We start from the raw sequence: 18,774 nt of genomic DNA, 5'->3' as shown, positions 1-18,774 counted from the left end.
GTACTTGCTGTCAGTCTTTCTTCGAAGCAATCTCTGCTCTTAACCTCTCCATGAACGCTTCCGCACTCATGGCGCCGAGGTCACCAATCCCTCGCTGCCTGACCGCTGCTGTGCCTAACCCGCGCTCGGCTTCACCGAGAACCGCGATATAGGGCACCTTTTCCATCTGCGCCTCGCGGATCTTGTAGCCTAACTTCTCGCCGCGGATGTCGATCTCGGCTCTGACGCCGGACTGTTCGGCCAATCGTTTGACCTCATGCGCATACTCATGATCCGCGGCCGAGACCGGAACGATCTTCAGCTGCACAGGGGCCAGCCAGAGCGGGAACGCACCGGCAAAATGCTCTGTCAGGATGCCGATGAAGCGGTCGATCGAGCCATACACGGCGCGATGGATGACGACAGGCCGGTGCTTCTGCCCGTCCTCGCCGATGTAGGATAAATCGAATTTCTCGGGCATTTGAAAATCAAGCTGAATCGTCGCGCACTGCCAGCTTCGCTTCAGCGCGTCCTGGATGTGAAAATCGATCTTCGGTCCGTAGAACGCGCCGTCGCCTTCGTTGACGCGGTACGCGACGCCGCGATTATCCAACACTTGCGCAAGTGACGCTTCCGCTTGTTCCCACAGCTCCGGCCTGCCCATGGAGTCCTCCGGCTTTGTCGACAGCTCGATCCGGTAGGCGAACCCGAATACGTCATAGATTTCGTCGATGAGCGAAATGACGCGCCCGATCTCCTCTTCGATCTGATCCGGCCGAACGAATAGATGCGCGTCATCCTGGCAGAACGTCCGAACCCGCATCATCCCGTTCAGCGCGCCTGAGTACTCATGCCTGTGTACTTGCCCATATTCGGATAACCGGATCGGGAGCTCGCGGTAGGAATGCAGACTGTTTTTGTAAATGAGCATATGTCCCGGGCAGTTCATCGGCTTCAGCGCGAAGTCCGTCTCGTCCACCTTGCTGAAATACATATCGTCCTTGTAATGGTCCCAATGGCCGGATTGCTCCCATAGCCGCTGATTCATCATGAACGGCGTCCGCACTTCTTCATAATCCCGTTCCCGCTGCAGCTCGCGCGAGAATTGTTCCAGCTCTGTCCGCACGATCATCCCTTTGGGCAAATAGAACGGCATGCCCGGAGCTTCCTCCGAGAACATGAACAGCCCCAGCCCCTTGCCCAATTTGCGGTGATCCCGCTTCTTCGCTTCCTCCAGCATGAACAGGTGCTCCTCCAGCTGGGCCTTCTTCGGGAAGGCTGTGCCGTAAATCCGCTGCAGCACGGCATTATCTGCATTCCCCCGCCAATAGGCGCCGGCTACGGACAGCAGCTTGAACGCCTTGATCCGGCCCGTGGAAAGCAGATGCGGTCCCCGGCACAGATCGGAGAACTCGCCTTGATCATAAATCGATATTTCAGCCTCTTCCGGCAAATCCCGGATAAGCTCTACCTTCAGCGACTCGCCAAGCCCGCCAAATAGCGCTAAAGCTTCTTCGCGGGAAACGACCCTGCGCACGATCGGGTAATTTTGCTGAACGATCCGCTCCATTTCTTTCTCGATTGCCAGCAGGTCGGCTGGAGTGAGCGGTCGTTCAAGCGCGATATCGTAATAAAAGCCGTCTTCGATAACCGGTCCGACCCCGAGCTGCACCGCCTCTCCGCCAAAAAGCCGCTTCACGGCCTGCGCCATCAGATGCGCTGTACTGTGCCGGAGTATCGCAACCCCCGCTTCGTTGTCCAGCGTTACGATCTCGAGCTTGCAATCCGCTTCCAGCCCGTAGCTCAAATCGACCTCTCGCCCATTCACCCTGCCGGCCACCGCTTGCTTGCCAAGCGACAAGCTGACGGCATTTGCCACATCCGCCACGGAAGCTCCTGCTACACAGCTTCTTTCGCTGCCGTCCGGCAGCTTCACCTGTATCCCTTTTTCCACGAGTCTTCCTCCAATCGTTAAATTGAACGCAAAAAAACGCACATGTCCAAAAGGGACGAGTGCGTTCGGCTCGTGGTTCCACCCTAATTCGACCCAGCCGATCACGATCGGCGCGGGGTCCTTCTTAGAATCCGGTAACGGGGATGAATCGGTGCCATTTACAACCGCGACACGGAGTCGGCGGGTTCAATGTTACGGCTGCAAAGGGGTAATACCCATCGCAGAACAGAAGGAGCTTGCAGCAATCGCCCCTCTCTCTGTGCAGTCTGCCTTACGGGAATCATGTCTTTGGTCATCGCCTGCTATATGGTTTGATCCATATTATAGGGAGTATCCCTTTTAGGTGTCAATAGTTATTTATTTAATTTTCTGATAATTCAAAGGAACAATTAGAAGCTAGAGAGGCATCGCCGCTTTAGCTTCCTTTTGCGTTGCGCTACTCGAGCTCGGACAGCTCCGCGTATTTCTCAGCATACCGCGTTACCGTCTGCACATAAGTGGCATGAGACCAGGTTAGCGGCGCTACCGATAACGGGCCGCCATGAAGCGGATGCAGCTGCTCCGGCAGCATGCCGCTTGACAGCGCATGCCTGACGACCCAGTTGATCGTCTCGCGCGGCCTTTCCAGATCGCACAGCCGCTGTGCCGATTCGATCTCGAAATTCGCTATCCACAGCGTGCAGATGATCCACGGATTGCCCGGCACATTCTCGATATCGCCGGACTGCTGGAAGTAGTAGTCGTTCGTATAGCGCGCAACGCCGCCAACATCGGTACGGATCGTCAGACCATCCCGAATCGCATTCATGGTCTGGATGACACGTTCGTCGTCAACCGGCAATACCCCGAATTCCCACACGCCGAACAAGCTGCTCTCCAGCGTCATATCCTTGACCCAACGGTTATCCTTCTGAATAAGCCCGCGCGCGAAACGGCCGGACTCTTCATCCCACAAGTGGGTAAGCATGCCGTGCTTTATCGACTGAGCCGTATTGCGCAGATGGTCGCTGCGCTCGTAATCTCCGAACAACTCCGTGAAGAATGCGGCAGCCATCAGGCCGCCGTAAACGGATGCGACCGTGTACGTCCAGATGCCGTATCGTTCCTCCCACAGATCGTAACTCGGCTTCGGGAGGGAGAGACTGTGTTCCATATATTGGCTTAAGAAAGCCGCGCCCTTGCGGATCAGGTTGTTATACAGCGACTGCGGCAGCTCAATGACCTGGTGGCGCGAATAGTCTTTCCAAAGCGCGAACAGCACGAGCGCCGTTTCATCCTCTTGAATCGGCAGGCGCCTATTGCCCTGGACGATATACGGATGCCAGCTGGAGCCGACCGTCCCGTCGGGGTTGTATTTATGGAACAAATAGCCGTCCGGCGATAGCGTCTGCGCACAGAACTGGAAGAACGGGGCTATGACGCTCTGGAAGCCCGCCGCCGACATCGCATCAGCGATAAGCGCGCCGTCACGAGGCCACATATAGCTGTAATGATCGCGGTTATACTGCAAAATATCGGTGTCGTTGGCGGCAATTATCGCGCCCCGTTCGTCGGTTTGCGTACGCACGATCAGGAGGCTTAATCGGAACAGGTTGGCGGCTTCGTCCGACAGGTCGCCAAGATTGCTCTCCGCCCGATTCAGCCAGTGCTTCCAGTAAATGACGATCCGGCTCAGCAGCTTCTCCGGGTGGCTTTCCTGCACGTATTGGTTGAGCGACTTGACCTCTTCCAAATTTTTGCCGATGCTCATCCAGTAATAGACCGTCTTCTCGCCGCCCGGCGGCACGATCGTGCGGAAGCTGACCGTGCTGTCGACGGAGCCCTGCGCGATGGAGTTGCCCATGAGCGTCCCGTCCTCCGCATCGCGCCACGTGCCTTCCGCGGAGCCGAAGCGTTTGATGCCGGTCGAATACTGCATCATGCCGCCTTCATCCGAGAACCCGTTAAACATGAAATAGGAGGAGCGCTTATAGTGATACAGCGTATGATTCTCCGGATAGTAAGCCGCCGTGTCGCCGACTTCCGAACCGTCGATCATGAGATCGTGGTGGAAGAACAGACGGAACTCCCGCGGTTCCGAGCCCAAATTGCGGATGACGACCCGTTTGATGTAGATGCATTCCCGCTGATGGATGCCATCGTTAACATGCAGCTCGACCGCAAGCCGTTCATTGCGGGCGATGACGTTGGTCACAAGCGAATTTTCGATGTATGACAGCTCGAACTTCCACTCCGGATCCTCCAGCCAGGAGAATTGCCCCCCTGTCCAAATCCCGAATCGGCAATATTGACCGCCCACATGGTTCAGCTGCCCGACGAAGGGATAATAAATATCCCGTATATAGCTGTTATGGTCCAAATTGATAAGGATTTTGCCATTGCCGATTACGAGGTGACGGGCCATGGATGATTCTCCTTTCGTTTGGGGGCAATCGCACTATATAGCGACATATAGGCCTTAGCCGAACGCGTCCAGCTTATGTCTTCTTTGCCGCCGTTTGCAACAATCTTCTGCCATACCTCCTCATCCCTGTAAAATTGCAGAGCCCGCTGGATCGTATGCAGCAGATCATGCGCATTGTAGTTCGTAAAGCTAAATCCATTTCCTTCTCCCGTAAACTCGTTATATGCAGTAACCGTGTCCTTTAAACCACCCGTCTCGCGAACGATCGGCACGGATCGGTAGCGCAGCGCGAGCAGCTGGCTAAGCCCGCAAGGCTCGAACTGCGACGGCATCAAATACATATCGCTGCCTGCATAGATGCGGCGGGCCAATCCGTCGTTGAATCCGAACCAGGTTCTCACTTGTCCGGGACGGTTCGCCTCCGCGTGGCGGAACATTTGCTCGAATTGCCGGTCGCCGGATCCCAGCACGACCAGCTGGACGTCCTCAGACAAAATTTGCTCCAGCACGGCTTCGATCAGATCAAACCCTTTCTGGTCGACCAGCCTCGAAACGATGCCGATGAGCGGCGTGCTTTCCGATTCCGTTAAACCAAGCTCGCGCTGCAGCGCAAGCTTGTTCTTCCGTTTGCGGGCAAGCGAGCCGCGGTACGGAAACGGCACGGCGCTGTCGTTCATGGGATCGAACAATTCGGTGTCGATGCCGTTCACGATTCCGACTAAATCGGCGGAGCGGTACCGCAGCAGCCCCTCCAGCTTCTCCCCATACCATTCCGTCTGGATTTCATGAGCGTAGGTCGGGCTTACCGTCGTCAGCTTGTCCGCATAGCGAAGGCCGCCCATCATGCAGTTGCCCGCACCGTAGAATTCAATGCCTTCCGAACCGAATAACTCATCCCCTGAGCTCAGCAGATCCTTCAGCAGCTCCCTCCCGAACACCCCTTGATAACGGAGGTTATGGATCGTATAGACCGATGCGATATCGCGGCAGGCAGGGTCATGCTTATATCGGGTTTTGAGCAGGAACGGGATAAGTCCAGTCTGCCAGTCATGGCAATGGATAATATCAGGGCGGAAGTCCATATGATAGAGAGACTCCATCACGGCATAGCAAAAGAAGACGAAACGCTCCGCATCGTCGCCGTACCCGTATAGCCCCCCGCGCTTAAAATAAAACTCGTTATCGATCAAATAATAGATAACGCCCTCGATCTCAGCCTTAAGCAAGCCGCAGTATTGTCCCCGCCAGCCAAGCTGCACGTTGAATTCGGCGATTTTCTCGAATTGATCCGCCAGCCCGGCCGGAATGGACTCATACTTGGGCAGGATGACGCGGACATCGGCTCCGTCTTTCGCGTTCAGCACTTTCGGCAATGCGCCCGCTACATCGGCGAGGCCGCCCGTCTTCGCGAGCGGCACCGCCTCTGAGGCTGCAAATAATACTTTCATCGTATGGTTACACCTCTCCTATAGCTTTTCTATCTCTATCTCTCATGAATAGCGATGACTCGGCAAGACATGAAAGAATCAGATAACTTTTCTCTTAACGGCCAGGAATGGGGACACTTCGGCGCCGCGCAGCTCGCGGCCCTGTTCTACGGTAACGTCCTTATCCAAAATGACGTGGTCCACGAAACTATGCTCTCCGATGATGCCGTTCTGCATAACAATGCTGTTGCGCACGACCGCTCCTTTATGTACGTGCACGCCCCGGAACAAAATACTGTTAATGACCGTCCCTTCGATGACGCAGCCGTTGGCGACAAGCGAATTGGACGTTTTGGCTCCTTCGGCGTAACGGGCGGGCGGCTCATCTTTGACTTTCGTATAGATCGGGCCCGGTTCGAAGAACAGGCTCTTCCATACGTCGGGACGAAGCAGCTGCATGCTGTTCTTGTAATAGCTGTTCAGCGTATTCACAACGCCCAGATAGCCTTCATACTCATAGCTTTGAATATGAAGCTGATTGACGCGCGACATGATCGCATGGCGGACGAGATGATCCTGCCCCTGCGCGAGCGATGTATCGACAAGCTCCAGAAGGAGCTCCTTTCGCATCAAATACATCTCCATGGAGATCAGGTCACTTTCGAGCCTGCCGTAATGATCTTGCATCGCCGTCACGCGTCCGCGCTCGTCGATCTGCAGCTTGCGGGCTTTTCCTCCGAACAATTCCGGCTGCACTTTGGTAACAACGGTAATGTCCGCGCCGCTCGCTTTGTGCGAAGCCAGCATGGCGTCGAAGTCGATGTTGCAGATCATATGGCTGCGCGTAATCAGGACGTACTCCTGCGTGGAGCGCGTAAAATAGTCACGGTGCTGATAAAAGTGGTACAGGTCGCCGCGGCGCACCTCGTTCACGTCATCCGTTACCGGCGGCATGATGAACAAACCGCTTTGCCGGTGCTGCAAATCCCAATGCTTGCCGGAACCCAGATGGTCGATGAGCGAACGGTATTTGGTATGCGCGAACACGCCAACCTTCGTAATGCCGGAATTCACCATGCTCGAGAGCGTAAAGTCGATCAGCCGAAAACGTGCGCCGAACGGTACGGTAGCCAAGCAGCGGCTTGCGGTCAATGTCTCCATCTCATCGGATTCGTGGATTAGATTGATGACGCCTAGTATGTTGGAGTTCATGACTGCTCTACCTCCTGCAGCGAATGGGTTGCGTTTACGAATTCATCACTTCCGATAACGGTGACGGAGCTGTTGTCGGGACTGCCGATCACGGCGCCGTCGCCGATAATGGCTCCTTCTCCGATAATGGCACGGTAAATACGAGCACCTTTGCCGATCTTCACGTTCGGCATGATGACCGATTCGCGCACCTGGCTGTCGATGCCCGACTGCACTCCGTAGAACAGCACGGATCGGTGCACGAGCCCTTCAATGATGCAGCCCTCGGTGATCAGCGAGTCGGCGATATCCGCCGTAGCGGCCGAATAATGCGCCGGACGGTTCGGGTTCACCGAGTAGATCCGCCAATCGCGGTCGTTCAGGTCCAGCGCCGGCTTCTCCGACAACAAATCCATATTGGCTTCCCACAGGCTCTCAAGCGTCCCGACATCCTTCCAGTAGCCGTTGAACGTGTAGGACTGGAGTTTCACGCCGTCCTGCAGCATCGCCGGGATGACATCCTTGCCGAAGTCGTTGCCGGACAGCCGATTCGCCTCGTCGCGGACCAAATATTGCTGCAGCACCTGCCAGGAGAAAATATAGATGCCCATCGAAGCCAGATTGCTCGTCGGCACCTTCGGCTTCTCTTCGAAATCTGTAATGGCTCCGTCATCGTCGACATGCATAATGCCGAAGCGGCTCGCTTCCTTCCAGCCCACCTCGATGCACGCGATCGTCACATCGGCGCCGCGCTCTTCGTGCTCCTTCAGCATAAGCTCGTAATCCATTTTGTAGATGTGATCGCCGGAGATGACGAGCACATAATCGGGATCGTAGCGGTCGATGAACCCCATATTCTGATAAATGGCATTTGCCGTGCCCTTGTACCACATGCCGCCTTTTTGTTTCACATAAGGCGGTAGAATCGCCATTCCGCCGTCGCGCCGGTCAAGTCCCCAAGGACTGCCGATTCCGAGATACGTGTTCAGGACAAGCGGTTGATATTGCGTCAGCACGCCGATTGTGTCGATGCCCGAATGTGCACAGTTGCTTAATGTGAAATCGATTATTCGGTACTTCCCGCCAAAATGGACCGCCGGCTTCGCTAAATCTTTCGTCAGCACACCGAGCCTTTTTCCTTCTCCGCCGGCAAGCAGCATGGCCACCATACGTTTTCTGCCCATGGACACACACTCCTTCTTATCACTGCAACGGCAAGCTGCAGTAAGATGTAATGATTGCTGTTAATCGGTGCTACGTGGTCAAGCGATCTTCGCATTCAAGCTCACTTTGGGCAAATACCAGCATTTGAAACGAAAGCGGCGGAAGATCAAGCGTAATGCTGCAGGGTCTTCCATGCCATGGTGCCGTCTTGCTATATCGAACTTCCGGGACGTCCGTCAAGACACCGCCGAAAGCTGCCGCCTCACTGTGCAGAGCGATCCGGTATTCACCGGGTTCGGGCACGCCGATCCGGTAATCCGAGTAGCCATGGTAGGAGAAATTGCAGACGATTACGGAGAATTCATGACTTGCTTGCCCGCGCCGCAAGAAGACGATGATGCTTTGCTCGGCATTATGTACGTCAATCCATTCAAAGCCGCCGGGGTCGCAATCCCGCTCCCAAAGAGACGGCTGCTGGAGATACTGGTGATTGAGCGCTTTAACGTAACGGTGCATGCTTCCATGGGAGTCGTAATCGAGCAGCTCCCAGTCGAGATCCTCGGCGTCCTTCCACTCGTCGAACTGCCCCCACTCGCCGCCCATGAAGAGCAGTTTCTTCCCGGGATGCGTCATCCAATAACCGTAGAACAGCCTGAGCTGAGCGAATTTTTGCTCGTAGGTGCCGGACATTTTGTTTAGCAGCGAACGCTTGCCGTGCACGACCTCGTCGTGTGAAAGCGGCAGCACGAAATTTTCAGAGAATGCATAAAGGAGAGAAAACGTAATGAGGTTATGATGATGTCTGCGATCGTTCGGATCAAGCGCCATGTAGCGAAGCATGTCATTCATCCAACCCATGTTCCATTTGAAATTGAATCCAAGCCCCCCCATGTAGGTAGGAGCGGTAACATCGGGCCAAGCGGAAGAGTCTTCGGCAATCATCAAAGCGCCAGGGAAATACTGGAATACCGTCTCGTTCAACCGTTTCAGAAAGCGAAGAGCATCGGTATTTTCCTTGCCGCCGAAGGCGTTGTAGGTTAATAGTTCCTGCGGTTTGTCAAAATGCAGATCGATCATGCTCGCAACGGCATCGACCCGGAGGCCGTCGATATGGAAGACGTCCATCCAATAGATCGCGTTCGAGATGAGGAAGCTCTGCACCTCGGTACAGCCGAAGTCGAAAGCTAGCGTGCCCCAGAGCGGTTTCTCGGCACGCTTCCAGTCCTTCCCTTCATAAATAGGCGTGCCGTCGAAGAGCCGGAGTCCATGATCGTCCTTGCAGAAGTGACCGGGTACCCAATCCAGGATGACGCCAATGCCGCGCTGATGGCAGCGGTCGACTAGGTGCATAAGCTGCTTCGGAGTACCGTACCGGCTCGTAGGCGAGAAGTACCCGGTTGCTTGATAACCCCAGGATTGGTCAAGCGGATGTTCAGTTAAAGGCAGAAGCTCAATATGGGTATAGCCCATGTCAACGACGTAATCGACCAGAGCATCCGCCATTTCTTCATAGGTCCAGAACTGCTCCTTGCCCCGATTGCGCCAGGAGCCGAGGTGAACCTCGTATGTAAGCATGGCTTCACGATATGGGCTGTCTTCTAGCTTACGCTGTTGCCAGTCTCCATCATTCCATTTAAAATCGAAACCTTCTGCGACAACCGATGCGGTGCTTGGCCTCAGCTCGGATTGGTAGGCGAACGGGTCCGACTTGAGCAGCCTGTTGCCGTCCTTCGTAAAAATCTCGTACTTGTAAATCGTCCCCGGCTTGAGTTTTGGTATAAATAGACTCCAAACGCCGGTTTCGCCGATCAGCTCCATCGCATGCTCTACGCCGTTCCATTCATTGAAGGAACCGACGACCCTTACTTGCTTGGCATTGGGCGCCCAGACGGTGAAACGGACGCCTCTCTTATTGCCTTTCCGGACCGAATGCGCGCCGAACGTACGGTAGCTATGGAATAGATTTCCTTTGTTAAATAGATATAAATCGCGCGTTGATAGACTGTTTGCAGTTGTTGCAATAGCCATAGTTGGCAGGCACCTCCCCTAGTTCGCTAATCGTTAAGAAACTGTTATGTAAACTAACGTGGGCGCGATTTATTTCATTATACACTCCCGATTGTGAGTTGGCACGCTATTTTCTGAAAATTTTGATAGAACTTTTATCCCAGGATATGTTACCTATATGTCAGGTTTGTCAAGTGTTTTATTTGTAAAATTTTAGCGAAAAAAGCCGCCTCATGCCGAGGCGGCTTTCAATTTATTTTAGTCATGTGGATTATTGTCGGAAGCGTCAGTTTCGTCACAAAAGTTTAACATTTAAATTATATAATTCGAAGTTAAATAAGCCCATTTAATGTAAAAAAACTTTTTATTCGTAAATCATCCGATAAATAGAACCTGACATGACCGCGGTTGCAAATAGCGGAAAGCCGATAGCCCCTCCTTGCTCCTTGCTCCCCGCCTTGACTTCACTCGTTTAAAATCGATAAGATGGCAATGGGCAAACAAATAACGGAGGTGCGTCATGAACTCATTTTCCTTTCAAAATCCAACCAAAATCGTCTTTGGCAGCGGGACGGTCAGCCAGCTGGGCAAGCTTGCGAAGCCGTACGGGAAGTCGATTTTGCTCGTTTATGGATCGGGCAGCATCAAGAAGACCGGCTTATACGACGAAGTCATGAACCAGCTGAATGCCATCGAAGCGAAAGTCGTGGAGCTTTCCGGCATCGAGCCGAATCCGCGTCTAACCTCCGTCAACCGGGGGATCGAGCTGTGCCGCAGCGAGAAGGTCGACCTTGTTTTGGCCGTCGGCGGAGGCAGCGTGCTGGACGCGGCTAAGGCGATTGCGGCAGGCGCCTTGTACGATGGCGACGTGTGGGATTTCTTTATACATAAAGCCGTCATTCGCGACGCGCTTCCGCTCGGAACGATTCTGACTTTATCCGCGACCGGCTCCGAGATGAACGGCAACGCCGTCATTTCGAACTGGGAAACGAAGCAGAAGCGCGCATTCGGCAGCATGCACGCGTATCCGCGCTTTTCGATTTTGGACCCGACCCTTACGTTTACGGTCCCTCGCGACCAAACCGTGAACGGCGTCGTCGATATCATGTCTCACGTATTCGAACAGTACTTTACGCTGACGCCGAACGCGCCTTTGCAAGAGCGGTTGTGCGAATCGATCCTGCTAACGGTAATCGAGAATGCGGAGTCCGCGCTCGAGAAACCGAACGATTACGATGCGCGGGCTAATCTGATGCTCTGCGGCACGATGGCCCTGAACGGTGGACTCATCAGTGTCGGCACCGACAACGATTGGGCGTCCCACGGCATCGAGCATGAGATCAGCGCAATCTACGACATCCCGCACGGCGCGGGCTTGTCCATCGTTTTCCCGAACTGGATGAAATATGTATACCGCGAGCGGATCGATCGCTTTACCCAATACGCCGAGCGCGTGTGGGGCATCGAGCGCGGCTCGAAATCGGACGAGGAGCTGGCTCTCGCAGGCATCGAAGCGACCTGTGCGTTCTTCGACCGGATCGGCGCTCCTGCCGCGCTGGCGTATTACAATATCGGCCGCGAACACCTCGATACGATGGCTAAAGAAGCCGTCCTGTTCGGCCCGATCGGCAGCTTTAAGCAGCTGCGCGAAGCCGACGTTCGCGAAATTCTTGAAATGGCGCTGTAAGCGAAGTAAAGGCTGTCCCGAATGATCGGGACAGCCTTTTTTTGCATGTAGATGATGGCAAGGACTTGCTGATAGATGTACGGCAGGCTGTAAGCTTAATCGGATGATGCTTGCGGTGTTTTATCGGCTGGACTTGTCTTTGCTGCTTCCGGCAAAGCGCTTCCGGTAGGAAAGCGGCGTAATGCCGACATGCTCGGCAAAGGAACGCGAGAAGTGCGGCGTCTGCTTGAAACCGGTCTCATCCGCGATTTTGGAAATCGGCCAATTCGTCTTCATCAGCATAAGCTTCGCCTGATCCATCCGGTAAGAGAGCAAATACTGCTGAGGCGTGCAGTCGAACACTTCTCCCATGCAGCGCGCAATGTAGTTCGGATGAAGCCCGAGCACCTCGCCGAGCTTGCTGTTCGTGACGGTGGTGCGGAAGTGCATTTTGAGATACGCGGCCGCCTCCTCGGCAACGGCGATCGGCGCCTTGGCCGCATCGCTGCGCCAGCCATCGTCAAACAGCTGCAGCAAATGCAGGAACCACTGCTGGCGCTGCCAAAACGCCGCATGGGAGGTGCCCATCGCGGCATCGTGCAGCTTATCGAATAACGAGATGACCTCATCCGGATAAGAGAACGTCATCGTCTTCGGCAGCCGGATCGCATGCGAGTAATAGTCGCCGCGCAGCGTGCCGCAATTATTCTCGTTTAGTTCCTCCCATGGGCCGGCCGTTTGAAAATGAACCCAGTCAAACACCGTTTCCTCCGTGCATGGCTGCGTCGGATAATGCCATAAATCAGGCCTTAATATAAGCATCTGACCCGGGCCGATCGCCCAGGAATTCGATCCTTCGCCGATATATAACGTCCCGCTATGAACGAAAAGCAGGTCGAACACGCCGATGTTCCGGCGGTTAGGATGTTCGCCGCCCGGGCTGTAGGTACCGCGATTGGATTCGATGAAATACGGCAGCGGCGGCGATATAAAGGTAAGCAGCGGTTCGGACGACAACTTAGAGCCTCCTTGAAACAGGGTCGAGTCCGTATAGTTTACCAGACAATCGGAAAAGGAGATATACCTTTTATCCGTTTTGAAATAATTGCAATCTTGAATCTCGAATAACCAGCGCCAACGGCGCTCTCACAACGCTAGTGCTCGTGACGTTCGCGCAATGCGGCGGCATCTTCGACTTGTTTAATGCCTGAAAGCTGAGTGGCCAAGAACAGGATAAAGAGCAGCAGGACAAAGCCGATTCCGATTACGGAGCCATTGACGGAAACGTTCATCTGGCTGAGCGTCAAATAGATAAGCAGTCCGCTGACGGTCAGCACGTTCTCGGTGAAGTTCTGCACGGCGATCGTCTTGCCCGAACCGATCAAGGCTTTGCCTTCTTCCTGCAGCATCGTATTAAGCGGTATGACGAAGATGCCGCCGAAAATCCCGATCAGGAAGAGCAGCACGATCGTCAGCCACAGCTCGTAAGTCATGGAAGCGACCATGACGGACGCGACCATGAAGAGACCGTAATAGAAGGCGCGGTGCAGCTTCCCTGCCGGCACGAGTCGCGGGGTCAGAAATGCGCTGCACACGACGCCGATTGCCGTAATCCCGATCATCATCGACTGCTGGTCGGTATCTTCGATCCCGAGATTGAGCGGAAGCCAAGCAATAAGCGCAATGCGCAGCACAGCCGCCGTCAGCCAGAACGAACCGGTGCCGATCAGCGAGAACCTTGCGCGCGAGTTGCGGAACAAAAGCGAGCAGTCGCGCAGAAATTGAACCGCTTCCTTCCCGTAGCGAAGCGAGCTGTTGCCGGCACGCGCAGGAATGAGCAGCGTCATGAAGAGCGACAGCAGGTAGACGCCAAGGCAGGTAAGAACGGCCGGCAAATCCGAGTTCGCCGCAAGGAAGCCGCCTGCGACCGTCCCAAGCAGAATCGCTAGAATCGTGGAACCTTCCACTTTCGCGTTCGCACGCAGCAGCTCTCCCTCGGTCGAGGTCAGCTCGGTTAAAATGCCGTATTTTCCAGGCGAGTACACGACTGCGCCAATCCCGACGAACACATAGCACAGCGCCGGCGGCAAGCCGAAGAGCAGCAGCGCGATGCCAATAGCCTTCAAAATGTTGCCGAGAAGCAACACACTCGATTTTGCCTTCTTATCCGCAAAGGCGCCGACGATCGGTGCCAGAACGACATAGGCGCAAAGAAAAGCAATCTGAATGTAGTTGACCGCAATATCGGGATTGGCGACTCCCTGCCGCTTCACCATGCCTACGATTAGAAAAAAGTTCAGATTATCCGCGAATGAGCTTAGAAATTGAGTAAGCACGACCGTATTCAACGGTGACAGCAGACGTTTCATCCTCGTTCTCGTTCCCCTTCCACATTGAAACCGATTCACAATCTACCCAATCATACCTTAAAGCCCGACTCCGGTTAAAGCCTTATTGCCGTTTCCGCGCAAAAAAAGACCGGCCAGGCAGATGCCGCATCTGCGCTGTGCCGGTCCGTTCGCTCATCGCCGCCTTGTTACTCTGCCGCGACCGACTCTAGTCTTCGGCTTCTTCGATTTGCGCGGCTCCAGCCAGCTGCCGGACTTGCTTTCACCGCCGGAGTCGCGCGTAATTTTGCCGGATTTCGGGGGAGCTTTGTTGAACAGCCCGCCTTCGCCCACTTTGCTCGAATCCGCATTTTTCGACCGTTTGAAAATCGAACCGGTCCGGTTGACCGTCATCGGCGGAATCGCCTTCTTCTCATCTGCGGACGGCGCACGGTACTTGCCGCTCTTCGGCTTATAGAGGTCACGTTCCTTATAGCCTCGGTAATTGCCGTGTCCATATCGACCGTGATCGAACAAATCGTCTATGAGGCTGGCAATCAAGTAGCCTTCCAAAAAGCTGGAGTCGTAGTTGTTGCGGACGTATTCCTTGGAATCGACCTCAATCAAAGTATCCTCCGGCTTCGCCGTATCTTGCTGCAGATGGACGACGCGGTCCGAATAAACAAGGAACATATGGTCCGTCTTCTCGGGTGATTGCTGGTCCGGCTTGGACTGCTCGACCAGCGCCTTCGCCACGTCCGGCACGCTGACGCCTGCCGCCCGGTAGACGTACGACGTTTGCGAGCCGCTGCCGTTCACCGATTCCAGCGGATAGTTCTCTTCAATCGTGCTGTTAATGCCGCATGCGGCAAGAAGCGGAAAGATGAGCGAGACGACGAGCAATAGTTTAATCCAATAAGTTCCGGTTTTGTTGCGCATGCCGCTCCTCATCTCCTAACTTCCGCGAAGAACGCGGACATCGGCAGGAAGCACGTCTTCGCCTTCATAGAGCATGAACCGGCCGTCCTGCCATTCGATGCGCAGCAGCTTCATATCATCGGATTGATATTGCCAGACGTACTGCTCGCCGCCCTGTACGAACGGCGTTCTCCCCACTGCCGTCACAAGGCCCGAATATTGTTCTTCCAAATGATACGCGCGGTCATCCAGCTCGATGACGGTCGGTACCTCCTCGACCGAATCCAGCCGGCCGTCGATCGGATCGTAGAGCGCATATTCCGTCCGTTCCCGCTCTTCGATCGTTAAATACCGGATCGCCGCCCCGTCCTGCAGCGTCAGCACGATCAGATTCCGCTGCCTATTCTGCAGCCGGCCCACGACCTGATAAGTGACGAGCGACACCTCGCACACATCGCCTGGGCCGATCGTCAGCATGCTTTTCTCCGCCTTCGGAGGCTCCGGCTTTGCCATTATGTTTCGAATTCGTTTGAATAAGCTCATGGCCATAACTCCCTATTGTTCAAGTTTACAGACACGAACCGATAATGAGCGCACCTGCCAGGTGAAGAGAGCCCGCGAACAGCGCATGCGCCATTTTGTTCGCCTTCGTTCCTTCGCTTAAGTCGAGTCCGGCCGTCCTGCGCAGCGCAAATTCAACCAAGCTCTCGACAAGCAGCAGGATGACAAAGGAGATCACGGACACGAGCAGCGCCTCGCCCAGATGGTTTGAGGTCGAGATCGACTGCGACAGAATGTAGGCCTGCGCGAGCAGCTTCATGACGAACCGGCTAGTAACCGCCACGTTGCCTTTCTTGATTTCCTCCAAATCCTTATACCGCGTAAACAAGGAATCGACTGCCATCAGCACGATCAGCAATACCGCTCCCGCCCCGGTCCATACGAAAATCGCTACCATCTCATTCAATGTCATCCGAATATGCCTCCATCCTTAAGGTGCCGCAGCCTGCTTGCAAACAAAAAACGCCGCCGGCCGGGGAGTCGCGCCTATCGCGTGATCCCAGCCTGCAGACGTTCGTTCTTAGCGACCGGCTTGCGGATACAGCTGGTTATTCCTTGTTCTCGTACTTCTTCATCAACTCCGCGAGCTCATCCTCAACCGCTTTGTTCTTGCCCAGCTTCTCGAACTCGTCGTCCAGCGACTTCGCCTTGCTGTTCACTTCGTTGCTCGCCTCAGCCATCGCTTCCGCTTGGAGCATTTTCTCTTCCATGCGCTTCATCCCGGCCATCGCCGTGTCAGAGCTGAAGCCGGCCATCGACTTGTTGATCTCGGATTGCGCTTTCGCTGCCTTATAGCGGGCTACGAGCGTTTCGCGCTTGTTTTTCATCTCCGTCAACTGATCGCGCATTTCGCTAAGCTTGGCGCGAAGGTTGTCGGCGGACGCTTTGTTTTGCTCGTAGCTTACCTTATATTCATCGCGCTTCTGCTCAGCCGCTTTCTTCTCTTCCAGCGCGCGGCGCGCAAGCTCGATGTTCTGCATCGAAGCTGCCGTGTGCGCCTGCTCTTCGCGCTTCTTCACGAGCGCTTCCTGTTCTTCGTACAGCTGCTTGAACCGCTTCTCGATCGCAATTTGGGACGCGACCGCTCTCTCCGCATCCTCCAAGTCCTCTTGCATGTCGCGGATATATTGGTCCGTCAGCTTGATCGGATCCTCGGCTTTTTCGATCATTGCATATACGTTCGATAACGTCAGGTCCCGCAATCGTTTAAATACAGACATGGTTCATTTCCTCCTCGGTATGGTGTTCGCATTTGTTTCATGCTCACTAATACGATAAGCGGAATCGTTTGTTTCAATATTTTCATTCTTGCTGCCGTGCAGGCTAAAGACCCTGCTGCATCTTGCGCCAATCCGTCGGCGATGCGCCTTCCTTCTTCTGAAACCAGGCGCTGAAGGAGTGGATCGTCGTAAATCCGACCTGCTCGCCGATGAGCTGAATAGGCCTGCTCGTGGAACGAAGCAGCCATTTGGCCTCTTCGATCCGGCATTGCTGCTGGTACTGCTTGGGCGATACGCCATACGCTTCTTTAAATGAGGCCCGGTACGCCGATTCGGACAGCCCGCACCGCTTCGCGAGCGCGCTGATCGAAATTTCGGAGCTTACGCTGGAGCGGATAACATCGGCCGAGGCCGCTACAGACAAGCTCAAACTACCGCTGCTTTGATGCTGCAGCAGAAAGAGCAGCAGAAGATCCATCCAGGTCGTATAGCATCTTGTCTCGTCCTGCAGCGGCTGGGAGATCATCCGAAGCCACTGCCGATACAACCCCTCGTACTGTTCGAGCGCCATCGGGGAGAGCATCAAGATGCGCGGCTCATCCAGAGGCGCGAGTCGATGAAACAGGCTTACCGTCGGCTCCGGCATACGGGTGGCCTCGATGACCGCAAACCGAATATCGGTCATGCTGGCGTAATCATGCGTTAGTTCTGGAGGAATTAGAATGACATTGCCGGCTTCCAAAGGATAGTCTTTGCCGGCGCAGCTAAAGCTTCCCCGGCCTTCCAGCACGACGGAAACCTCTAAGGACGAGTGAACATGCGGCCCCATGATCCATCCGCTTCCGTGTACGACAAGAGAGCCTTTTACATGCGGACCTGACATGTTGCGCATCTCACTCCTCTTTACAGCCTTACCCTAATTTACCATAGGAGAGAAAGACAAGAAAGAGCCTTTCGCGGCTGCAGCGGCGAAAGGCTCCAAACTTATTTATACGCCCCACTTTGCCCGGGCATCCTCCATGCTCGTCGTCGGACCGGAATGCCAAGCGTAATGGCCTTTCGGCTTCGCGCCGATCCAGCGCTCGTCGACCGGCTCGGATTTGAGTTGATACCGCGTATCCGCGCTGAACCGGTAGCGGTTCGTTTGATTCGTGAGCGAAGCATGCATCGTATACATGCCGAATATAAGCGCGTCCCCGGCGCGGAATTCCGCCGTTGCCCACCGTCCGCCGTACTTGTTGATCAGCTCGAGCGGATCCGAGGAAAACCAGCCGTCAACGCGGTCGCGGTCGACGTCCATCTGCCCGTACGTTTCCCGGATGCGGTCGAAGTGCTGGGAGCCGAGCAAAATGGCAAGGCCGCCAAGCTCATACGGGATGTCGTCCATCGGCGTCCATAACGTGTACAAATTCTTGGTGCCGCGCCCCATGTAAACGATGTCGTAATGCGCCCCGGTAAACCCGCCGGTCTCGACGGCGCGTATCCATTTGTAGTCATACGTAATGCACTCGCCGCCAAGAAACCGTTCGAAGAAGCCCATCGTGGACGCGCTGTTGACGACGTCCATCAGCTCTTGCGGCTGGTTCTCGCTGCCCAGGAAGCCGGCAGCTTTGTTATCTCCGTTAATAATGCCGTCCTCCAGCGCCATGCCCGGCATCAGCTTCCCTTGCCCCTCCATCCTCTTCAGAAAAGCAAGCCGCGCCTGCTGCACCTTCGCGCGGTCATGTAAGCCCCGGATGAACAGGTAGCCGTCCTCCTTCAGCCGCTCGCGAAGCGCCGCCTCGTCATCAAGAATATCGTTCGACTCTCTTAGCTCCGTCATATAAGGGCCGTTCATCTCCAGCTCGATTTCGCCCATTTTCACCTTAACAGTCATGCTTCTCGCCTCCCGAATATGGTGTGTCATAGTTGTAGTATAAAGAATTCGGGGCAGACCTGTCTTTGCTGAAACCGCTT

General features: G+C 54.9%; 15 protein-coding genes. 1 reads left to right on the top strand and 14 read right to left on the bottom strand.

The window, feature by feature from the left end; all coding sequences use genetic code 11:
* Window positions 1-10 precede the first annotated feature (10 nt).
* From thrS to glgB, 6 genes are all read right to left on the bottom strand, one after another.
* Window positions 11-1,933: a threonine--tRNA ligase gene (thrS, locus tag DL346_RS06390; protein WP_240633046.1), complete on the bottom strand. Its 1,923-nt coding sequence runs from the start codon at window positions 1,931-1,933 to the stop codon at window positions 11-13.
* A gap of 436 nt (window positions 1,934-2,369) precedes the next feature.
* A complete protein-coding gene (locus DL346_RS06385) occupies window positions 2,370-4,337 on the bottom strand; it encodes a glycoside hydrolase family 15 protein (protein ID WP_112881192.1) in 1,968 nt (655 codons plus the stop codon).
* Complete coding sequence (glgA, locus tag DL346_RS06380) at window positions 4,319-5,785, bottom strand: glycogen synthase GlgA (RefSeq protein ID WP_112881191.1); 1,467 nt, start codon at window positions 5,783-5,785, stop codon at window positions 4,319-4,321. The genes DL346_RS06385 and glgA overlap by 19 nt, the downstream gene beginning before the upstream one ends.
* 78 nt (window positions 5,786-5,863) lie before the next feature.
* Window positions 5,864-6,976 (bottom strand): glucose-1-phosphate adenylyltransferase subunit GlgD, encoded by a 1,113-nt coding sequence (glgD, locus tag DL346_RS06375; RefSeq protein WP_206098477.1) that lies wholly within the window; start codon window positions 6,974-6,976, stop codon window positions 5,864-5,866.
* The gene (locus tag DL346_RS06370) at window positions 6,973-8,139 is read right to left on the bottom strand and encodes a glucose-1-phosphate adenylyltransferase (RefSeq protein WP_112881190.1); all 1,167 of its coding nucleotides are present in this window, start codon (window positions 8,137-8,139) and stop codon (window positions 6,973-6,975) included. The genes glgD and DL346_RS06370 overlap by 4 nt, the downstream gene beginning before the upstream one ends.
* 70 nt (window positions 8,140-8,209) lie before the next feature.
* The gene (gene glgB / locus DL346_RS06365) at window positions 8,210-10,147 is read right to left on the bottom strand and encodes a 1,4-alpha-glucan branching protein GlgB (protein ID WP_112881189.1); all 1,938 of its coding nucleotides are present in this window, start codon (window positions 10,145-10,147) and stop codon (window positions 8,210-8,212) included.
* 499 nt (window positions 10,148-10,646) lie between these two features.
* Between glgB and DL346_RS06360 the strand changes: the two genes are divergently transcribed.
* Entirely contained in the window at window positions 10,647-11,813 is a 1,167-nt protein-coding gene (locus DL346_RS06360) for an iron-containing alcohol dehydrogenase (RefSeq protein WP_112881188.1), read from the top strand.
* 120 nt (window positions 11,814-11,933) lie between these two features.
* Here DL346_RS06360 and DL346_RS06355 read toward each other — a convergent pair whose 3' ends face one another.
* From DL346_RS06355 to DL346_RS06320, 8 genes are all read right to left on the bottom strand, one after another.
* Complete coding sequence (locus DL346_RS06355) at window positions 11,934-12,809, bottom strand: helix-turn-helix domain-containing protein (protein ID WP_112881187.1); 876 nt, start codon at window positions 12,807-12,809, stop codon at window positions 11,934-11,936.
* 137 nt (window positions 12,810-12,946) lie between these two features.
* The gene (gene lplT, locus DL346_RS06350) at window positions 12,947-14,161 is read right to left on the bottom strand and encodes a lysophospholipid transporter LplT (RefSeq protein ID WP_112881186.1); all 1,215 of its coding nucleotides are present in this window, start codon (window positions 14,159-14,161) and stop codon (window positions 12,947-12,949) included.
* A gap of 153 nt (window positions 14,162-14,314) precedes the next feature.
* Window positions 14,315-15,058: a DUF4247 domain-containing protein gene (locus DL346_RS06345; protein WP_112881185.1), complete on the bottom strand. Its 744-nt coding sequence runs from the start codon at window positions 15,056-15,058 to the stop codon at window positions 14,315-14,317.
* Window positions 15,059-15,073: 15 nt separating this feature from the next.
* Entirely contained in the window at window positions 15,074-15,580 is a 507-nt protein-coding gene (locus tag DL346_RS06340) for a DUF4178 domain-containing protein (RefSeq protein WP_112881184.1), read from the bottom strand.
* A gap of 25 nt (window positions 15,581-15,605) precedes the next feature.
* A complete protein-coding gene (locus DL346_RS06335; protein ID WP_112881183.1) occupies window positions 15,606-16,010 on the bottom strand; it encodes a DUF350 domain-containing protein in 405 nt (134 codons plus the stop codon).
* A gap of 136 nt (window positions 16,011-16,146) precedes the next feature.
* Complete coding sequence (locus DL346_RS06330) at window positions 16,147-16,818, bottom strand: PspA/IM30 family protein (RefSeq protein ID WP_112881182.1); 672 nt, start codon at window positions 16,816-16,818, stop codon at window positions 16,147-16,149.
* A gap of 103 nt (window positions 16,819-16,921) precedes the next feature.
* The gene (locus DL346_RS06325; RefSeq protein ID WP_165822392.1) at window positions 16,922-17,701 is read right to left on the bottom strand and encodes a helix-turn-helix domain-containing protein; all 780 of its coding nucleotides are present in this window, start codon (window positions 17,699-17,701) and stop codon (window positions 16,922-16,924) included.
* 105 nt (window positions 17,702-17,806) lie between these two features.
* Window positions 17,807-18,694, bottom strand: a complete 888-nt coding sequence (locus DL346_RS06320) for a phytanoyl-CoA dioxygenase family protein (RefSeq protein WP_112881180.1) — start codon at window positions 18,692-18,694, stop codon at window positions 17,807-17,809.
* Window positions 18,695-18,774 lie beyond the last annotated feature (80 nt).

The organism is Paenibacillus montanisoli (assembly GCF_003268025.1).
In the GTDB taxonomy this organism is placed as follows: domain Bacteria; phylum Bacillota; class Bacilli; order Paenibacillales; family Paenibacillaceae; genus Paenibacillus_Z; species Paenibacillus_Z montanisoli.
This window is presented reverse-complemented; position numbering and strand designations above follow the sequence as displayed.

What these genes read in the sequence shown, in the direction of transcription:
- DL346_RS06385 (WP_112881192.1), bottom strand. Translation starts at nt 4,337, where the DNA reads ATGGCCCGTCACCTCGTAATCGGCAATGGCAAAATCCTTATCAATTTG.
- glgA (WP_112881191.1), bottom strand. Translation starts at nt 5,785, where the DNA reads ATGAAAGTATTATTTGCAGCCTCAGAGGCGGTGCCGCTCGCGAAGACG.
- glgD (WP_206098477.1), bottom strand. Translation starts at nt 6,976, where the DNA reads ATGAACTCCAACATACTAGGCGTCATCAATCTAATCCACGAATCCGAT.
- DL346_RS06370 (WP_112881190.1), bottom strand. Translation starts at nt 8,139, where the DNA reads ATGGGCAGAAAACGTATGGTGGCCATGCTGCTTGCCGGCGGAGAAGGA.
- glgB (WP_112881189.1), bottom strand. Translation starts at nt 10,147, where the DNA reads ATGGCTATTGCAACAACTGCAAACAGTCTATCAACGCGCGATTTATAT.
- DL346_RS06360 (WP_112881188.1), top strand. Translation starts at nt 10,647, where the DNA reads ATGAACTCATTTTCCTTTCAAAATCCAACCAAAATCGTCTTTGGCAGC.
- lplT (WP_112881186.1), bottom strand. Translation starts at nt 14,161, where the DNA reads ATGAAACGTCTGCTGTCACCGTTGAATACGGTCGTGCTTACTCAATTT.
- DL346_RS06345 (WP_112881185.1), bottom strand. Translation starts at nt 15,058, where the DNA reads ATGCGCAACAAAACCGGAACTTATTGGATTAAACTATTGCTCGTCGTC.
- DL346_RS06340 (WP_112881184.1), bottom strand. Translation starts at nt 15,580, where the DNA reads ATGAGCTTATTCAAACGAATTCGAAACATAATGGCAAAGCCGGAGCCT.
- DL346_RS06335 (WP_112881183.1), bottom strand. Translation starts at nt 16,010, where the DNA reads ATGACATTGAATGAGATGGTAGCGATTTTCGTATGGACCGGGGCGGGA.
- DL346_RS06330 (WP_112881182.1), bottom strand. Translation starts at nt 16,818, where the DNA reads ATGTCTGTATTTAAACGATTGCGGGACCTGACGTTATCGAACGTATAT.
- DL346_RS06325 (WP_165822392.1), bottom strand. Translation starts at nt 17,701, where the DNA reads ATGTCAGGTCCGCATGTAAAAGGCTCTCTTGTCGTACACGGAAGCGGA.
- DL346_RS06320 (WP_112881180.1), bottom strand. Translation starts at nt 18,694, where the DNA reads ATGACTGTTAAGGTGAAAATGGGCGAAATCGAGCTGGAGATGAACGGC.